This is a genomic window from Bradyrhizobium sp. AUGA SZCCT0105, from assembly GCF_018129565.1.
In the GTDB taxonomy this organism is placed as follows: domain Bacteria; phylum Pseudomonadota; class Alphaproteobacteria; order Rhizobiales; family Xanthobacteraceae; genus Bradyrhizobium.
In genome coordinates this window covers 132,028-149,222 of sequence record NZ_JAFCMK010000010.1, presented here as the reverse complement: position 1 = coordinate 149,222, position 17,195 = coordinate 132,028, and the positions used below count along the sequence as shown (strand labels likewise).

Here is a 17,195-nt window from a genome sequence, read left to right as displayed (position 1 = left end):
CGTTCAAGCTTGAGACGATTTGCAGCGATCTGTTGCGCGATCGCCACAGGCGGAACCATGAGCTGTATCATCACGATTCACATCCTTGACGTGCGTACGCTTTCGAGGTTGTGAAGTACAGCACTCACCCGTTGCAGTTATCGCTCGACACAACCAGAAACAATTGCCGTGCGGGCCGGGTGCGCCGCAGCCCCCATATTTCTCGCAGCACTCAACGTGGGGTGCGCGGCCAAGTCATTGTCGCTACGCGTTCAATTTCGATGGAACTGTTGCCGGCGCGCCCCATGAAATCCGGCCGTACCCACCCTATCTGTTGCCGGCCCGGACCCGCTTCGCAATGAAATGAGCCTTATGTCGGAACAGACCATCGCCGCGCCGATCGACGAGCCGCAGGAACGCGGCTTTTCGCGCTATCAAGCCTTCCTGATCGCGCTGCTTGCCTTCACGCAATTCACCCTGATCCTCGACTTCATCATCATGTCGCCGCTCGGCGCCATCCTGATGCCGTCGCTCAACATCACGGCAGGGCAGTTCGGCGTCGCGGTCTCGGCCTACGCGTTCGCGGCGGGCATTTCCGGCATCCTCGCCGCCGGCTTTGCCGATCGCTTCGACCGCAAGCGGCTGTTGCTGTTCTTCTATGTCGGCTTCACCTTCGGCACCGTGCTGTGCGCACTGGCGCAGAATTTCCACGTCCTGCTGCTCGGCCGCATCGTCACCGGCCTGTTCGGCGGCGTGATCGGCTCCGTCGTGCTCGCCATCGTCACCGACCTGTTTCCGCTGCATCTGCGCGGCCGCGTGATGGGCTTCATCCAGACTGCGTTCGCCGCGAGCCAGGTGCTCGGCGTGCCCGCCGGACTATTCCTCGCCAATCACTGGAACTGGCACGTCTGCTTCGTGGCCATCGTCGGCCTGTCGATCGCGGCAATCGCCACCATCGCGCTGGTGATGGAGCCGGTCGACGGGCATCTCAAGCTGCAGCACGACAGCAACCCGTTCCAGCATTTGATCGCAACCGTCGCGCAGCCGCGCTACACGCTGGCCTTCCTGGTGACGACGCTGCTGGCGACCGGCGGCTTCATGCTGATGCCGTTCGGCAGCGCCTTCACCGTGCACAATCTCGGCATCGACATCGTCCATCTGCCGACGATCTACCTGGTCTCCGGCCTGTTCAGCATCCTGATGGGACCGCTGGTCGGCCGCGCCAGCGATGCGTTCGGCAAATATCCGACCTTCATCTTCGGCTGCGTGGTGTCGGCCATCATGGTGCTGATCTACACCCATCTCGGCCACGTCTCGCTGCTGACCGCGATCATCGTCAATGTGCTGATGTTCGTCGGCATCTTCTCGCGCATGATCCCGTCGCAGACGCTGATGTCGGCGATCCCCGACGCCAGCCAGCGCGGCTCGTTCAGCGCGATCAGCGCGTCGGTGCAGCAGCTGTCGGGCGGGTTGGGCTCGGTGGCTGCAGCCGCGATCGTCGCCGAGAATGCGGACGGCTCGCTGCTGCATTTCGACCGGATCGGCTATGTCGTCGTGGCGAGCTCGATGATCTCGATGATCGCGATGTATTTCGTGCAGCGGCCGATCGCGCGGCGTGCGGGGCGGCGGGTGGTGTGAGGGGCGGTCGCTGGAATGAAGATTGGGGATAGGGTTGAAGTCGTGGCAGTTCCGGAGGCGCTGCCGGAAGACATCGAAACGCGGGTACTATTCATGAGGTGCCTCGGCCGTCATTTTCCGATTGTCGATCTCAAGGGACGCCTGGTCGAGCTCGAAGTCGGCGAGGTCGTCCAGGAGCCAAGCTACATGCACTCCGTTTGGATCGAACGAGATCACGTCCGTCTCGCCTGACGCTGGAAAATGCGCAAACGGTCGCGATCACCGCAAACTGAGGCCGATGCGGCCGAACTCAGCTTGCGCGAACTGAATAGCTGGATCAGCCGCGCCGAATTTCGGGCATTGCACCTTGAGCTTTCTGCCTCGCTAAAGAAGTCGGCAATGAAACGCTTGGTGTGGCTCGAAGCCCAACGGGAAAGGCTTCACGGTGTGCCTGCCCCTGATCGAGGCATAGTCTGATTTTCCTCAACGCCAGGCGGGAAACCAGTCACTCCAAATCGGGGATTCGGCGCACAGAACGAAGCGAATGATCGCTGTCGCGCCGCGCCCCCCGGCGGGTCACGGCTTCGCCGCACCCACCCTCCGGATGCTGAGCGATTTCAATCGCTTAAAAAGGGGGTGGTGCCCAGGAAAGGACTCGAACCTTCACGGCCGTTAAGCCACTGGCACCTGAAGCCAGCGCGTCTACCAATTCCGCCACCTGGGCATGTGGAGCGGCTTAGTAAGGATCGGTTACGCGCTTGTCAAATTCGCGATTGGAAATTCAAATAGCCTGTACAGGATTGGGCTGATGGCGTATCGCGAGAGGCTCTAAACACGCCCAATCGCTCTCGAATCCGGCAGGAATGGACCTCATGGCATCGAACCTGGAAACGCTCGTCACGGTATTCGGCGGATCGGGTTTTCTGGGACGGAACGTGGTCCGGGCGCTCTGCAAGCGCGAATACCGCGTGCGAGTCGCGGTGCGGCGGCCTGAACTGGCCGGCCATCTGCAGCCGCTCGGCCGCGTCGGGCAGATTCATGCCGTCCAGGCCAATGTGCGCTACCCGGCCTCGGTCGAGGCGGCGATGCGTGATTCGCATATCGCCATCAATTTGGTCGGCATCCTGGCCGAGGGCGGCGGGCAGAGCTTTGACGCCGTGCAGGTGAAGGGCGCCGAGACCATCGCCAAGGCGGCAGCCGCCGTGGGCGGGCGGATGGTCCACGTCTCGGCGATCGGGGCCGATAGGGATTCGCTGTCGGGCTATTACCGCGCCAAGGCGGAAGGCGAGCAGGCGGTGCAGGCGGCCCTGCCGCAGGCCACCATCATGCGGCCGTCGCTGCTGTTCGGGCCCGAGGATCAGTTCACCAACCGCTTTGCGGCGCTGGCGCGGATGTCGCCGGTGCTGCCGCTGGTCGGCGGCGGCATCAACAAGGTGCAGCCGGCCTATGTCGCCGACGTCGCGGACGCCGTGGCCGATGCCGTGGACGGCAAGGCGAAGCCGAGCGGGACCTACGAGCTCGGCGGCCCGGAAGTGCTGACCATGCGCGAGGTGATGCAGATCATCCTTCAGATCACCCAGCGCGACCGCATGCTGGCGCCGCTGCCGTTCGGCCTCGCCAAGCTGCAGTCGTATGTCCTGCAATTCGCGCCGGGGCCGTTCACGCTGACCCCGGATCAGGTCGCGATGCTGCGCTCGGACAATGTGGTATCCGACGCCGCCAAGGCCGCCGGTCTCACTTTCGCGGGTCTCGGCATCACGCCCGATTCGATGGAAGCGATCGCCCCGCAATATCTCTGGCGCTTCCGCGCGACGGGGCAGTTCCAGAAGAAGAGCGCGTAGGCGCTCTCATTCGTCGTCCCGGCCAAGCCAACGGGTCGCGCGAACGCGCGCCCGATGACAGGCTCCGCGCGAGCCGGGACCCATAACCACAAATGCTGCGGGTGTAGAGCGCTGGGGCCACAGCTCTTCGCGACTGAAATAGCAGTGGTTATGGGTCCCTGCTTTCGCAGGGACGACAGCGGAGCGCGCCTTTACCGTCCCATCGCCAGCGCGATCAGGCCGAGCGTGCCGACGATCACGCGCCACCAGGCGAAGAACGTGAAGCCGTGGCGGGTGACGTAGTTGAGGAACGTCTTCACCACGACCATTGCAACGATGAAGGAGACCACGAAGCCGACCGCGATGACGCTGAGATTGTCCGACGAGAAGTCGGCGCGGTTCTTGTAGAAATCATAGGCGAACGCGCCGACCATGGTCGGGATCGCGAGGAAGAACGAGAACTCCGCTGCCGAGCGCTTGTCGGCGCCGAGCAGCATCGCAGCCACGATGCTGGCGCCGGAGCGCGACACGCCGGGGATCATCGCCATGCACTGCGCGACACCGATCCAGAAATACATCAACAGCGGGAACCGGGTCGCGTCGTCCTCGTACACCTTGAGATCGAGCTGATCGACCCAGAGCAGGACGGCGCCGCCGACGATCAGCGTGAAGCAGACCACCCACGGATTGAACAGGAATTCCTTGATGTATTTGCCGGCGATCAGGCCGATCACGACGGCGGGCAGGAACGCCACCAGCACGCCGATCACGAAGCGACGGTCGTCGGGATTGGAGAACATGCCGAGCGCGACGCGCCACAATCTGGTGAAGTAGAGTACGAGGATCGCGAGGATCGCACCGAGCTGAATCAGGATCGCGAAGCTCTTCCAGAAATTGCCTTCGCCGAGATTGAAGAAGCGTTCCGCGAGCAGCAGGTGGCCTGTCGAAGAAACCGGCAGGAACTCGGTGACGCCCTCGACGATGCCGAGAATCACCGCCCGCAGCATATCCGTCATCATGATCTGATCTGCCCTGTGTGGAAAACCGAATTCTTCTCGCTTATTCGCACATAGGCCGCAATCGCAAAGAATCGTCAAACAATGGGTTACCCGGCCGATTTGCTGGGCTATAGCGTTTTTGTGACCCGCACCATCGGCGGGGGTGGCTACCGGTTTGCGTGCCGACGCGACATAGAGACGAGCGGAACTGGTCCGGCCAATTCACAGGTCAGGTCACACAGGTTGATGGTTTCTTAAGCGCCACGACACTACCAAGGGCTTCATGTATACGCTGTATCACCATCCGTTCTGTCCGCATTCGCGCTTCATTCGCCTCGTGCTCGGCGAGTATGGCCTCGATCTGCGCCTGGTGGAGGAACGGGTCTGGGAGCGGCGCGAGGCGTTCCTGGCGCTCAATCCGGCGGCAAACACGCCGGTTCTGATCGCCGAGGGTTTTCCGCCGATTCCGGGGGCGCCTGTGATCGCCGAATATGTCGACGAGACGCACGGCCTCGATGCCGGCGAGCGGCGGCTGCTGCCGACCTCGACGGCCGAGCGCGTCGAGGTGCGCCGGCTGATGGCGTGGTTCAACGAGAAGTTCTTCGAGGAAGCCTCCAATCCGCTGGTGACCGAGCGGATCTACAAGCGCTTCATGAGCGAGGACAATGGCGGCGGTCCGCCGGCGCCCGACATCATGCGCGCCGCCAAGGTCAATGTGCGCTATCATCTGAGCTATATCGGCTGGCTGGCGAAGACGCGGAACTATCTCGCCGGTGACCGCCTCACCTACGCGGATCTCGCCGCCGCGGCGCATCTCTCGGCGATCGACTATCTGGGCGACGTGCCATGGAGCGAGGACGACGCGGCAAAGGCGTGGTACGCGCGGGTGAAATCCCGCCCGTCGTTCCGTCCGCTGCTCAGCGAGTGGCTGGCGGGGGTGCCGGCGTCGCGCACCTATGTGGACCTCGACTTCTGAACCAGGCGGTCCGGCTCTCTCCGTCCGATCTCAAGGCCGCCCTTCAGCGCGAGGCGCGCGCACTCGGCTTCGATGCCATCGGCTTCACCGATCCTGATGCGACGCGCGAGGCCGGACAATATTTTTTGGAATTCCTCGGCTCCGGCCGCCATGGCGAGATGGACTGGCTTGCGGCCAATCCGGAGCGGCGCACGGACCCACGCGTGCTGTGGAGCGGCGTGCGCTCGATCATCATGCTCGGCGTCAATTACGGGCCCGACGATGATCCGCTCGAAATTCTCGCGCGCCGGTCGCATGGCGCGATCTCGGTCTATGCACAGGGCGACGACTATCACGACGTGATCAAGAAGCGGCTGAAAATTCTGGCGCGCTGGCTCGCTGCTGCGACCGGCGACGAAGTGAAGGTGTTCGTCGACACCGCCGCGGTCATGGAGAAGCCGCTCGCACAAGCCGCCGGCATCGGCTGGCAGGGCAAGCACACCAATCTGGTGTCGCGCGAATTCGGCTCGTGGCTGTTTCTCGGCGCGATCTATTCCGCGACCGAGCTGCCGCGCGATGAGGGCGAAGCCGATCATTGCGGCAGTTGCCGCGCCTGCCAGGACATCTGCCCGACCGCGGCGTTTCCTTCCGCCTACAAGCTCGATGCGCGGCGCTGCATCTCGTATCTGACGATCGAGAACAAGGGTCCGATCCCGCACGAATTCCGCAAGGCCATCGGCAACCGCATCTATGGCTGCGACGATTGCCTCGCGGTGTGTCCGTGGAACAAGTTCGCGATGGCGGGCCGCGAGCAGAAGCTCGCCGCACGCGACACGTTGCGCGCGCCCGCGCTCGCCGATCTCGCGCGGCTCGACGATGCCGCGTTTCGCGCGCTGTTCACGAAATCGCCGGTCAAGCGCATCGGCCGCGACCGCTTCATCCGCAATGTGCTGATCGCGATCGGCAACTCCGGCGACGCAAGCCTTGCCGGCGAGGCGCGGCGCCTGCTCGACGATGCAAGCCCGCTGGTGCGCGGCGCGGCGGTGTGGGCGCTGTCGCAACTGATCGCCCGCGACGCGTTCGCAGCGCTGGCGTCACGCGCCGGCGGCGAGCCTGACATCAGCGTGCAGCAGGAGTGGCGTGCGGCAGCCGCCTCTTGATTTCGTCGCGCCGTTCCCGTCATGGTCGCAGACCATGACAAACCAGCCCTTCTTCACCAGAGATGGCGACGGCTTCATGCCGACGTCAGTTGCCAACGGTCCGTGGAGCCCGGAATCGATGCACGGCCGCGTCGTAATCGGCCTGCTCGGCTTCGTCATCGAGGAGCGTCACGGCTCCGACGATTTCGTCCCGGCACGGCTCACCGTCGACATGTTCCGGTTGCCCAACATCACGACGCCGGTCGAGGTGACGACGAAGCTCGTGCGCGATGGGCTCCGCATCAAGGTGATCGAGGCCGAGTTTGTCTCCGGCGGCACCAGCATGGCGCGCGCCTCCTGCCAGTTGTTGCGCAGGACGGAAAATGCGCCCGGCAATGTGTGGTCGCCGCCGAACTGGAACGTGCCGGCGCCCGCGGAGATTCCGAAGCCGGCCGATCCGAGGCTCGGCATGAACGGCAAATGGGAAACGCGGCCGATCGCAGGCCACATGGGCTCGCTCGGCGAGCGCAGGCTCTGGATGAGCGAAGTCCGCGAGCTCGTCGCGGGCGTGAGGATGACGCCGTTCGTCCATGTCGCGACCGGCGCGGATTTCGCCAGTCCCTTCGCCAATGCCGGCGACCAGGGCCTCGGCTACATCAACAGCGACGTCACGATCTATCTGCACCGTTTGCCGGTGAGCAACTGGATCGGCTTCGAAGTCGTCAACCATCACGCCACCGACGGCATCGCGATCGGCGAATGCTGGCTCTATGACGAGCAGGGCCCGATCGGCACCTCCACCGTCGCGGCGCTCGCCCAGCGCAAGCCGATGACCAATCCGCCGCCGCCCTGATCGTCATTCCGGGGCATCGCGCAGCGATGAACCCGGAATCCATTTCTCGGCCAGGGCATGCGGCCCGATGGATTCCGGGCTCGCGCTTCGCGCGCCCCGGAATGACGACAGAGAAATTGCGGCTTCGATCAATCCAAATGCCGCTTCATCTCCGGCCGGGCCCGCAGCGCGGCGCCCTGCTTGCCGACGATCTTGGCGATCCGTTCCGGCGCGAAGTTCAGGTCGACGAAGGCGGGCGCGGTGTTGGCGACCTCGTGGTACTCCGTGATCTTGCCATCGCGCAGCCGCATGATCGCGACACCCTCGAACATCGCACGCGCCCCCTTGGCTTCCGGCAAGGTCGAGCGGTAGCTGAACGTGTAGCGCGCGTAGAGCGTTTTGCCGTCAGTGACGGGGTCGTGCATCACCCAGCGGAAATCGGTCGCGGTCCGGTAGAACCAGTCGTCGATCATCTCGGCGATTTTGGCGTGGCCCTCGAACGCACCGTAGAACACGTCGTGGTAGACGCCGTCCTCGGTGAAGAGGCTCGCGAAGGCCTTGCCGTTGCGCTGTTCGACCGCGTCGCAGAACGCGCGCAGCATGCTTGTTGTATCCATTGCGTTTCTCCCCGGTGCGTGTGGCCATCCTTCGAGGCTCGCCCAGCAGCGCAAGTGCGCTGCAAGGCTCGCACCTCAGGATGACGTCCCTATCCGTAGCCGTCACCCCCGCGCAACGGCGAAGCCGTTGTCGCTGAAGGTGGCCGCTTCTTCAGCGGCCCTCGAAGGGCGGCGGCGTGGCTAAATCTCCGCCACTGCGGCGATGATCCGCGCGATGTCCTGCGGGCGCGACAGCCGGTGATCGCCGTCCTGGATCATGGTCAGCACCACGTCCTCGGCCGGCAATCGATGCACCAGCGCGAAGGCGTGCTTCCACGGCACGTCAGGATCCTGCGCGCCCTGCAGGATGCGCACCGGGCAGCCGACGTCGATCTTGCTTCCGAGCAAGAGGTGGTTGCGGCCCTCCTCGATCAGATTGCGGGTGATCGGATAGGGCGAGCCGTCGCCATATTCGGACGGCCTGAGCCAGACGCCCTTGGTCTCAATCTCGGCGCGGATCTCCGGCGAGAAACCCTTCCACATCAATTCCTCGGTGAAGTCGGGCGCCGGCGCGATCAGCACGAGGCCGGCGAGCTGGGCTTTGCCGCCGCCGCCCGCATTGCCACGTCTGGCGATCTCGCGCGCCAACAGCAGTGCCATCCAGCCGCCCATCGAGGACCCGATCACGACCTGCGGCCCGCGGCAGAACTGCGAGAACACCGCGACGCTCTCCTCGAGCCAGCGGCCGATCGTGCCGTCGGCGAACTCGCCGCCGGATTCGCCGTGGCCGGAATAGTCGAACCTGACCGAGCTGCGGCCATGCTGGGCCGCCCATTCATCGAGCGCGATCGCCTTGGTGCCGGTCATGTCGGATTTGAAGCCGCCGAGCCAGAACAACCCCGGCGCACCACTTGTGCTGCCGGGCGCGCCACTTGCGCCGCCGCCTGGACGGGCGCGCACCGCGATCCGACGCGCCCCAAGGCCCTCGCCGACCTCGATGAAGGCGGGTTCCTGCTCGGATGTGGCAGTTTGGCTCATGGTTTGGTCACTCGCGTGTCAGAGACCTGCTTTTCAATCGTCGCGCGGCAGCGGTCAACGGCAGCAGGCCCGCCTTGCAGAGCAGGCGCGCCCGCTATATGTGCCGGGCGTGGCTAAAATGCCTCGCAATTGACGGTTTTGCCGCGTAAAAGAGCGAGTTCGCTTGCCCGTCGCAGCGTCTTGCTTCAAAATATCCGCCTTCCCTTTCACAACTTTGGAGAGTTACCCATTCGCCGTCCCAATAGAGCCCCGCCCACAGTCGCAAAAGACGGGCCGCGCACCAATGATGAGATTCGCAACGCGCAGATCCAGCTGATTGATTCAGATGGTGTCAACCAGGGCACCGTCGAAACCATGGTGGCCATCAAGATGGCCATGGAAGCCGGCATGGATCTCGTCGAGATTTCGCCGAACGTCAGTCCCCCGGTCTGCAAGATCATGGACTACGGCAAGTACAAATATTCCGCGCAGAAGAAGGCCGCCGAAGCTCGCAAGAAGCAGAAGGTCGTCGAGATCAAGGAGATCAAGCTCCGCCCGATGATCGACGATCACGACTATGACGTGAAGATGCGCGCGATGCAGCGCTTCTTCGAGGAAGGCGACAAGGTCAAGATCACCTTGCGCTACCGCGGTCGTGAGATGGCGCACCAGGAGATCGGCACCAAGCTCTTGGACAAGGTGAAGGCCGACGTTGCCGAGTTCGCCAAGGTCGAGCAGGACGCGAGGTTCGAAGGCCGCCAGGTCGTGATGGTGCTGGCGCCGCGCTAATTCGAATTCGTCGCTTTGCTGAAAATGGAGCAGCCCGTCAGACCCTCTGGCGGGCCGTTTCTTTTCGTAGCCCGGATAGGGGCTCCCGTAGCCCGGATGGAGCGCCAGCGTAATCCGGGACGGTGCGTCCGCGGCTCGACCCGCCCCGGATTTCGCTCCGCTCCATCCGGGCTACGGTTCCGTAGTTTGGCTACCTGAAACGTTGCAAAACCGCCGATCCTCTGTCATAAGCCGGGCCTTCGCCGCCCGGCTGATCAAGGGCTGCCGTGGCGACGTTCAGTGCAGGTTCTTTCAATTCGGAAAAAACCATAGCACTTTCAACGCTCTAACGAGCATTTTAGCCGGCCGAACGCCTCTTTGGGCGATATTCGTGTTGGGCGACAGGAGAGCTAAATGCCCAAGTTGAAGACCAAGTCGGGCGCTAAAAAGCGCTTCAAGGTGACTGCCACTGGCAAAGTCATGCACGCCCAGCGCGGCAAGCGCCACGGCATGATCAAGCGGACGAAGAAGCAGATCCGTCAGCTCCGCGGCACCCGCGTGCTGTTCAAGACCGACGGCGACAACGTCAAGAAGTACTTCTTGCCGAACGCCTGATCGCGCTCATCTGCTTGAACCCGGCCGCGCCTGGCGCGGCGCCCCGTCACTTCTTCTAGATCTCAAGGATTTCCGTCATGTCTCGCGTCAAACGCGGTGTGACCTCTCACGCCAAGCACAAGAAAGTTTTCAAGGCCGCCAAGGGCTATTACGGCCGTCGCAAGAACACGATCCGCACCGCCAAGCAGGCCGTCGAAAAGGCCGGCCAGTACGCCTTCCGCGACCGCAAGCGCAAGAAGCGCACCTTCCGCGCGCTCTGGATCCAGCGCATCAATGCCGCGGTCCGTCCGTTCGGCATGACCTACAGCGTGTTTATCAACGGCCTGTCCAAGTCGGGCGTCGTCGTCGACCGCAAGGTGTTGTCGGATCTCGCGATCCACGAGCCGGTTGCGTTCCAGGCGATCGCCGAGAAGGCCAAGGCCGCGCTGGCCGCCTGATCTTAGCGGGCTCTGGAGCCCGCTTTCAGCGCCTTCTGCGAATAGCGCTGGGCGACCTGCGCCCGGCAGAACGCCGTGAACGAGATGTACATGGTGCCGGATTCATTCCGGTACTTGCGGTCGCAGACCTGCATCTCGTGCTGATACGCCCGCTTCGGCGCGCCCTTGAGGCCGGACAGGAAGTCCGCCTCGCATTTCTTCTCGACCACGGCACCGAACTGGACGTCTCCGCTGGCGCCGTATTCGCACGCCTCGAAGATCTTCATCGCGCGGTTGCAGCTCGGCGCCTTCTCCAGCACCGCGATGATGTCGTCCATCTGGGTGGATTTGGCGGGACATTCCTCGGTCGCGGCATACGCCGTGCCGAGCATGAACAGGACCGCCGGCACGGCCAGGCAAGATCGCAGCAACATCGCGTGGGTCTCCTTGAACTCCCCTTGGGTAGCCCGACCTCCGCGCGGGGTTCAATGCAGTCGGCCACAAGCCCGAAATGACCGGCTTTTTGCTTGACGTTACGGCCTTCGGGCGGCGACAACCCAGCCGAATTTTGGCGCATGGTTCGGAAGCCGGCTCTTCCCGCCGGATCATGCTCAGCGCAGGAATTGACCGTGTCCGATCTCGCAACCCTCGAAACTTCCATCCTCGACCAGATCGCCTCGGCCGCTGACGAGGCCGCCCTCGAGGCGGTGCGCGTCTCGGCGCTCGGCAAGAAGGGCTCGATCTCGGCGCTCCTTGCGACCCTTGGAAAAATGTCGCCGGAGGAGCGCAAGACCGAGGGCGCGAGGATCAACCTTGCCAAGGATGCGGTGACGCAGGCGTTCGCTGCCAGGCGCGACGTGTTGAAAGCGGCCGCGCTCGATGCGCGCCTCGCCGCCGAGACCATCGACGTCACGCTGCCGCTGCGCGAGACGCCGGCGGAGACCGGCCGCATCCATCCGCTGAGCCAGGTCTGGGACGAGCTCACCACGATCTTCGCCGATATGGGCTTTGCGGTCGCCGAAGGTCCCGACATCGAGACCGACGACTACAACTTTACAAAACTGAACTTCCCGATCGGCCATCCGGCGCGCGAAATGCACGACACCTTCTTCTTCAATCCGAAGGAGGACGGCACGCGCATGCTGTTGCGCACCCACACCTCGCCGGTGCAGGTGCGCACCATGCTGAGCCAGAAGCCGCCGATCCGCGTGATCTGCCCGGGCCGCACCTATCGCATCGACTCGGATGCGACCCACACGCCGCAATTCCACCAGGTCGAGGGCCTCGTGATCGATAAGGGCTCGCATCTCGGCCACCTCAAATGGATCCTGCACGAGTTCTGCAAGGCGTTCTTCGAGGTCGACCACATCAACATGCGGTTCCGGCCGTCGTTCTTCCCGTTCACCGAGCCGTCGCTCGAGGTCGACATCCAGTGCCGCCGCGACAAGGGCGAGATCCGCTTCGGCGAGGGCGAGGACTGGATGGAGATTCTCGGCTGCGGCATGGTGCACCCGAACGTGCTGCGCGCCTGCGGCATCGATCCCGACATCTACCAGGGTTTTGCCTGGGGCATGGGCATCGACCGCATCGCGATGCTGAAATACGGCATCGCCGATCTCCGCCAGCTGTTCGAGAACGACATCCGCTGGCTCAACCACTACGGCTTCAAGCCGCTCGACATCCCGACGATCGCTGGCGGGCTCAGCACGTGATGTCCGCGCGTGAGCGCAACATTGCGAAACGAGCGACCAAGATAATCTAGTCAACACCAACAAGAACCGAGGCATGCAGCCGTGAAGTTCACCCTCTCCTGGCTGAAGGAACATCTCGAGACCGACGAGCCGCTCGACAAGCTCGCCGACAAGCTCACCATGATCGGGCTTGAGGTCGAGAACATCGAGGACAAGGCGAAGGCGCTCGCGCCGTTCACCATCGCGCGCGTGATCTCGGCCGAGCAGCATCCGAATGCCGACCGGCTGCGCGTCTGCATGGTCGACACCGGCGACGGCGGTGCGCCGGTGCAGGTGGTGTGCGGTGCGCCGAATGCGCGTGCCGGGCTGATCAGCGTATTCTCGCCGCCCGGCACCTACATCCCGGGCAAAGACATCACGCTGGGCGTCGGCACCATCCGCGGCGTCGAGAGCCGCGGCATGCTGTGCTCGGCCGCCGAACTGCAGATCTCCGAAGACCACGACGGCATCATGGAGCTGCCGGCCGACGCGCCGCTCGGCAAGGGCTATGCCGACTGGGCCGGGCTCGGCGATCCCGTCATCGAGATCAATTTGACGCCGAACCGGCAGGACTGCACCGGCGTGCACGGCATCGCGCGCGATCTCTCCGCCGCCGACATGGGCAAGTTCAAGGATCCCGGCATCAGGCCGATCAAGGGCGAATTCCCCTGCCCCGTCCAGGTGAAGGTGGAAGATGCCGCGCTGTGTCCAGGCTTCGCGCTGCGGCTGGTGCGCGGCGTCAAGAACGGTCCGTCGCCGGAATGGCTGCAGAAGCGGCTGATCTCGATCGGCCTGCGCCCGATCAACGCGCTGGTCGACATCACCAACTTCATGACCTACGACTGCGCGCGTCCGCTGCACGTGTTCGACGCCAGCAAGGTGACGGGCAACCTCAGCGTCCGCCGCGCCAAGGACGGCGAGACCCTGCTCGCGCTCGACGGCCGCACCTACACGCTCGACAGCAATGTCTGCGTGATCGCGGACGAGCACGGCGTCGAGTCGCTCGCCGGCATCATGGGCGGCGAGGCCTCGGGCTGCGACGACAACACGACTGACGTGCTGATCGAATCGGCGCTGTGGAACGAGATCAACATCGCGCAGACCGGCCGCAAGCTCGGCATCAATTCGGATGCGCGCTACCGCTTCGAGCGCGGCGTCGATCCGGCCTTCATGGTGCCCGGGCTCGAGCTCGCGACCAGACTGGTGCTGGAGCTGTGCGGCGGCACGCCGTCCGAGAACGTCGTGGTCGGCAAGCAGTTCGGCGAGGATCGCGTGGTCGACTTCCCGCTCAGCGAGGTCAAGCGTCTCGCCGGCATCGAGGTGCCGCTGGTCGAAGTTAAGCTGATCCTCACCCGGCTCGGCTTCATGCTGGCCGGCAACGGCCCTGTCGTGAAGATCGCGATCCCGTCCTGGCGCACCGATGTGCAGGGCAAGGCCGACATTGTGGAAGAGATCGTGCGCATCGTCGGCGTCGACAAGGTGCCGATGACGCCGTTCGAGCGTGGCGAGGAGCCGCGCAAGCCGGTGCTGACGCCGATGCAGCAACGCACCCGCCGCGCCAAGCGCGCGCTCGGCGTCCGCGGCCTGGTGGAAGCCGTGACCTGGTCGTTCATCACCAATGACGCGGCAAAACTGTTCGGCGGCGGCCAGAGCGAGCTGGTGCTCGCCAACCCGATCGCGGCCGATCTCTCCGACATGCGGCCGAGCCTGCTGCCCGGCCTCGTCGCGGCGGCTCAGGCCAACATCAATCGCGGCTATCCCGATGTCGCACTGTTCGAGGTCGGCCAGGTGTTCCGCGGCGACCGCCCCGAGGACCAGCTCGTGGCCGCCTCCGGTGTACGCCATGGCTACGCCTCGTCGAAGGGCATCGGGCGGCACTGGACCGGCTCGGCCGCGGCGGACGCGATGGATGCCAAGGCCGACGCCTTCGCCGTGCTGGCGGCGGCCGGCGCGCCGATGCAGGCGCTGCAGATCGTGCCGGGCGGTCCTGCCTGGCTGCATCCGGGACGTTCTGGCACCATCCAGATCGGCCCGCAGAACGTGCTCGGCACCTTCGGCGAGCTACATCCGCGTGCGGCCGAGGCGCTCGGCGCCGACGGTCCGATGATCGTGTTCGAGGTGATCCTCGAGCGGATCCCGGAAGGCAAGCAGAAGGCGACCCGCGCCAAGCCGGTGCTGGAGCTCTCGGCATTCCAGCCGGTGTCGCGCGACTTTGCCTTCATCGTCGATCGCGGCGTCAAGGCGGGCGACATCGTCCGCGCGGCGCAGAATGTCGACAAGAAGCTGATCACCGGCGTCACCGTGTTCGACGTCTATGAAGGCAAGGGCATCGATCCCGACAAGAAGTCGATCGCAATCGCCGTGACCATCCAGCCGCGCGAGAAGACGATGACCGACCAGGAGATCGACGCCGTCGCCGCCAAGGTCGTCGCCGAAGTGACGAAGAAGACCGGCGGCACGCTGCGGGCGTGATGGAGTAGAGAGGGCGCGCTCTCGCACCGTCACCCTGAGGAGGCCGCGCAGCGGCCGTTTCGAAGGGTCGACGGCCCAGCTGTTGCCGATTCATCCTTCGAGGCTCGCTCCGCTCGCACCTCAGGATGACGGGTCTGAGTCCATTTGCCGGCCAGCTAGTTGGATCTCGCTATCCTCCCATGACCTCCTTCACCCTCCTCCCCTCCGACATCTCGACCAGCATCGCGCTTGCGATCTGCGCGATTGCGTTCGTGTCGGGCACGGCGCGCGGCTTTTCCGGCTTCGGCTCGGCGCTGATCTTCATGCCGCTGGCGAGCAGCGTGGCAGCGCCGCGGCTGGTGGCGGCGCTGCTGCTCATCATCGACTTCGTCGCCGCCGCGCCGCTGCTGCCGAACGCCTGGACTCATGCCGATCGCAGGGCGACCGCGGTGATGGTCGCCGGCGCGCTGGTCGGCGTTCCCGTCGGCACCTATTTCCTGACGGTGCTCGAGCCCGTGACCACGCGCTGGATCATTTCCTGCTTCGTCGCGGCGCTGCTCGCGCTGCTGCTGTCGGGCTGGCGCTATCACGGCAAGGATCACGCCGCGCTCTCGATCGGCGTCGGCGGCCTCTCCGGCTTCTGCAGCGGCCTCGCGCAGACCGGCGGCCCGCCGATCGTCGCCTACTGGCTGGGACGCCCGATCTCGTCGGTGATCTCGCGCGCCAACATCGTGCTGTTCTTCGGCGCCTCGGATTTCTTCTCGCTGGTCAGCTACTGGTTCACCGGATTGATCACGATCGAGTCGATCAAGTTCTCGCTGATCGTCGGCCCCGTCTACGGCATCGGCGTTTGGTTCGGCGCGTCGCTGTTCGGCAAGGCCAGCGAGCAGGTGTTTCGCGCGATCTGCTACGCGCTGATCGCAGCAGCCGTCATCGTCGGCCTGCCGGCGCTTGATGGCATTTTGCGCGGCGGGTAGGGTCCAGAAAATAATCAGGGAGAGAACCGATGATCGATCGCCGCAATGCTTTGAAACTGGCGCTCGGCAGCGCCGCCATGCTCGCAGCCCCGAGCGTGCACGCGCAGGGCGCAAAGCCGCGCACGCGGATCGTGTTCCTCGGCACCAAAGGCGGTCCGCGGGTCGGCAACGGCGCCTCCAATCCGGCCAATCTCGTCGTCGTCAACGACACGCCGTTCGTGATCGATTGCGGCATGGGCGTCAGCCGCCAGCTGGTCAGCGCCGGCGTGCCGATCCCGTCCGTGAAGTACATCTTCATCAGCCACCACCATTCCGATCACAATCTGGAATACGGCAATCTGTTCTACAACGCGTGGGCGGCCGGCCTCTCGACGCCGATCCACTCGTTCGGCCCCAAGGGCATCGAGGCGATGACCAAGGACTATTGGGAGCTGAACAAGTTCGACGTCGAGACCCGGATCGCCGACGAAGGCCGGCCCGATCCGCGCAAGCTGCTGATCGCGAAGGACATCACCGACGACGGCGTGGTGCTGAAGACGCCTGACGTCACCGTCACCGCGTTCCGCACGCCGCATCCGCCGATCGTCGACAATTTCGCCTACAAGTTCGAGACGCCGGACGGCACGATCGTGTTCTCCAGCGACACCGCCTACAATCAGAAGCTTGCCGAGTTCGCGAGGGGCGCCGACGTGCTGGTCCACGAATGCCTGTACATTCCCGCGGTCGATCGGCTGGTGGCAAAGACCAAGAACGGCGCGACACTGAAGAAGCATCTGCTCGACAGCCACACCTCGACCGAAGACGTCGGCCGCATTGCAGCGGCCGCCGGCGTGAAGACACTGGTGCTGAGCCATTTCGTCCCCGGCGACGACCCTGATGTCACCGACGAGGACTGGACACGGGACGTGAAGACGAATTTCAAGGGCCGCATCGTGGTGGCCAAGGATCTGATGGAGCTGAAGCTGCCGGTGTGAGGCTGGGCACGCCGTCCGTTCCTGTCATTCCGGGGCGACGCGCAGCGTCGAGCCCGGAATCCATTTCACCACCACTTTGCGGCCCGATGGATTCCGGGCTCAGCCCTGCGGGCTGCCCCGGAATGACGGGAAGAAAAGCCGCCCCCAATCACTGAGTTGCCCGACGGCGACCGGGATGGGCGACTCAGGTGGCGCCACAGACTCGCCGTCGTCCCTGCGAACGCAGGGACCCATAACCACGAATGGTGATGCTTACGCGATGCTCGAACGACGAGTCGCGTTCACACAACAGCGGCCGCGGAGTATGGGTC

At 64.4% G+C, this 17,195-nt stretch carries 17 protein-coding genes and 1 tRNA gene; 13 read left to right on the top strand and 5 right to left on the bottom strand.

What is annotated here, in order from left to right; translation table 11 throughout:
• Window positions 1–351 precede the first annotated feature (351 nt).
• Window positions 352–1,617, top strand: a complete 1,266-nt coding sequence (locus tag JQ573_RS34235; RefSeq protein WP_212312619.1) for an MFS transporter — start codon at window positions 352–354, stop codon at window positions 1,615–1,617.
• A gap of 15 nt (window positions 1,618–1,632) precedes the next feature.
• A complete protein-coding gene (locus tag JQ573_RS34230; protein WP_212312621.1) occupies window positions 1,633–1,848 on the top strand; it encodes a hypothetical protein in 216 nt (71 codons plus the stop codon).
• A gap of 385 nt (window positions 1,849–2,233) precedes the next feature.
• On the opposite strand, the gene JQ573_RS34225 is transcribed toward JQ573_RS34230, so the two are convergent.
• Window positions 2,234–2,320 (bottom strand) — tRNA-Leu (locus JQ573_RS34225).
• A 148-nt stretch (window positions 2,321–2,468) separates the two neighbouring features.
• Between JQ573_RS34225 and JQ573_RS34220 the strand changes: the two genes are divergently transcribed.
• Window positions 2,469–3,437, top strand: a complete 969-nt coding sequence (locus JQ573_RS34220) for a complex I NDUFA9 subunit family protein (RefSeq protein WP_212312623.1) — start codon at window positions 2,469–2,471, stop codon at window positions 3,435–3,437.
• A gap of 191 nt (window positions 3,438–3,628) precedes the next feature.
• Here JQ573_RS34220 and JQ573_RS34215 read toward each other — a convergent pair whose 3' ends face one another.
• Window positions 3,629–4,435, bottom strand: a complete 807-nt coding sequence (locus tag JQ573_RS34215; RefSeq protein WP_212312625.1) for an undecaprenyl-diphosphate phosphatase — start codon at window positions 4,433–4,435, stop codon at window positions 3,629–3,631.
• A gap of 262 nt (window positions 4,436–4,697) precedes the next feature.
• Here JQ573_RS34215 and JQ573_RS34210 point away from each other — a divergent pair, with 262 nt between their 5' ends.
• The 3 genes from JQ573_RS34210 to JQ573_RS34200 are packed head-to-tail and all read left to right on the top strand — an operon-like array spanning window position 4,698 to window position 7,361.
• Window positions 4,698–5,390, top strand: a complete 693-nt coding sequence (locus JQ573_RS34210) for a glutathione S-transferase family protein (protein WP_212312627.1) — start codon at window positions 4,698–4,700, stop codon at window positions 5,388–5,390.
• Complete coding sequence (gene queG / locus JQ573_RS34205; protein WP_212312629.1) at window positions 5,339–6,529, top strand: tRNA epoxyqueuosine(34) reductase QueG; 1,191 nt, start codon at window positions 5,339–5,341, stop codon at window positions 6,527–6,529. Before JQ573_RS34210 ends, queG begins: the two co-directional genes overlap by 52 nt.
• Window positions 6,530–6,563: 34 nt before the next feature.
• Window positions 6,564–7,361: an acyl-CoA thioesterase domain-containing protein gene (locus JQ573_RS34200; RefSeq protein ID WP_212312631.1), complete on the top strand. Its 798-nt coding sequence runs from the start codon at window positions 6,564–6,566 to the stop codon at window positions 7,359–7,361.
• Window positions 7,362–7,489: 128 nt separating this feature from the next.
• Here JQ573_RS34200 and JQ573_RS34195 read toward each other — a convergent pair whose 3' ends face one another.
• Window positions 7,490–7,957 carry a nuclear transport factor 2 family protein gene (locus JQ573_RS34195; protein WP_212312633.1) on the bottom strand — a complete coding sequence of 156 codons (468 nt, stop codon included), beginning with the start codon at window positions 7,955–7,957 and terminating at the stop codon, window positions 7,490–7,492.
• 180 nt (window positions 7,958–8,137) lie between these two features.
• Complete coding sequence (locus JQ573_RS34190; RefSeq protein WP_212312635.1) at window positions 8,138–8,974, bottom strand: carboxylesterase; 837 nt, start codon at window positions 8,972–8,974, stop codon at window positions 8,138–8,140.
• Window positions 8,975–9,202: 228 nt separating this feature from the next.
• On the opposite strand from JQ573_RS34190, the gene infC reads away from it, so the two are divergent.
• From infC to rplT, 3 genes are all read left to right on the top strand, one after another.
• Window positions 9,203–9,742 carry a translation initiation factor IF-3 gene (infC, locus tag JQ573_RS34185; protein WP_092126381.1) on the top strand — a complete coding sequence of 180 codons (540 nt, stop codon included), beginning with the start codon at window positions 9,203–9,205 and terminating at the stop codon, window positions 9,740–9,742.
• Between the two features lie 393 nt (window positions 9,743–10,135).
• Window positions 10,136–10,336 carry a 50S ribosomal protein L35 gene (gene rpmI, locus JQ573_RS34180; RefSeq protein ID WP_008539890.1) on the top strand — a complete coding sequence of 67 codons (201 nt, stop codon included), beginning with the start codon at window positions 10,136–10,138 and terminating at the stop codon, window positions 10,334–10,336.
• Window positions 10,337–10,413: 77 nt separating this feature from the next.
• Window positions 10,414–10,773: a 50S ribosomal protein L20 gene (rplT, locus tag JQ573_RS34175; RefSeq protein WP_029081033.1), complete on the top strand. Its 360-nt coding sequence runs from the start codon at window positions 10,414–10,416 to the stop codon at window positions 10,771–10,773.
• Window positions 10,774–10,775: 2 nt separating this feature from the next.
• Here the strand turns inward: rplT and JQ573_RS34170 are convergent, their stop codons facing one another.
• On the bottom strand, window positions 10,776–11,186 hold the full coding sequence (locus JQ573_RS34170) for a hypothetical protein (protein WP_212312637.1): 411 nt from the start codon (window positions 11,184–11,186) through the stop codon (window positions 10,776–10,778).
• A gap of 195 nt (window positions 11,187–11,381) precedes the next feature.
• On the opposite strand from JQ573_RS34170, the gene pheS reads away from it, so the two are divergent.
• The 4 genes from pheS to JQ573_RS34150 all read left to right on the top strand — a co-directional run bounded on the left by pheS (window position 11,382) and on the right by JQ573_RS34150 (window position 16,884).
• On the top strand, window positions 11,382–12,464 hold the full coding sequence (gene pheS / locus JQ573_RS34165) for a phenylalanine--tRNA ligase subunit alpha (protein ID WP_212312646.1): 1,083 nt from the start codon (window positions 11,382–11,384) through the stop codon (window positions 12,462–12,464).
• 81 nt (window positions 12,465–12,545) lie between these two features.
• Window positions 12,546–14,954, top strand: a complete 2,409-nt coding sequence (gene pheT, locus JQ573_RS34160) for a phenylalanine--tRNA ligase subunit beta (RefSeq protein ID WP_212312648.1) — start codon at window positions 12,546–12,548, stop codon at window positions 14,952–14,954.
• A gap of 179 nt (window positions 14,955–15,133) precedes the next feature.
• Window positions 15,134–15,910 carry a sulfite exporter TauE/SafE family protein gene (locus tag JQ573_RS34155; protein ID WP_212312650.1) on the top strand — a complete coding sequence of 259 codons (777 nt, stop codon included), beginning with the start codon at window positions 15,134–15,136 and terminating at the stop codon, window positions 15,908–15,910.
• A gap of 29 nt (window positions 15,911–15,939) precedes the next feature.
• Window positions 15,940–16,884: an MBL fold metallo-hydrolase gene (locus tag JQ573_RS34150; RefSeq protein WP_212312657.1), complete on the top strand. Its 945-nt coding sequence runs from the start codon at window positions 15,940–15,942 to the stop codon at window positions 16,882–16,884.
• Window positions 16,885–17,195 lie beyond the last annotated feature (311 nt).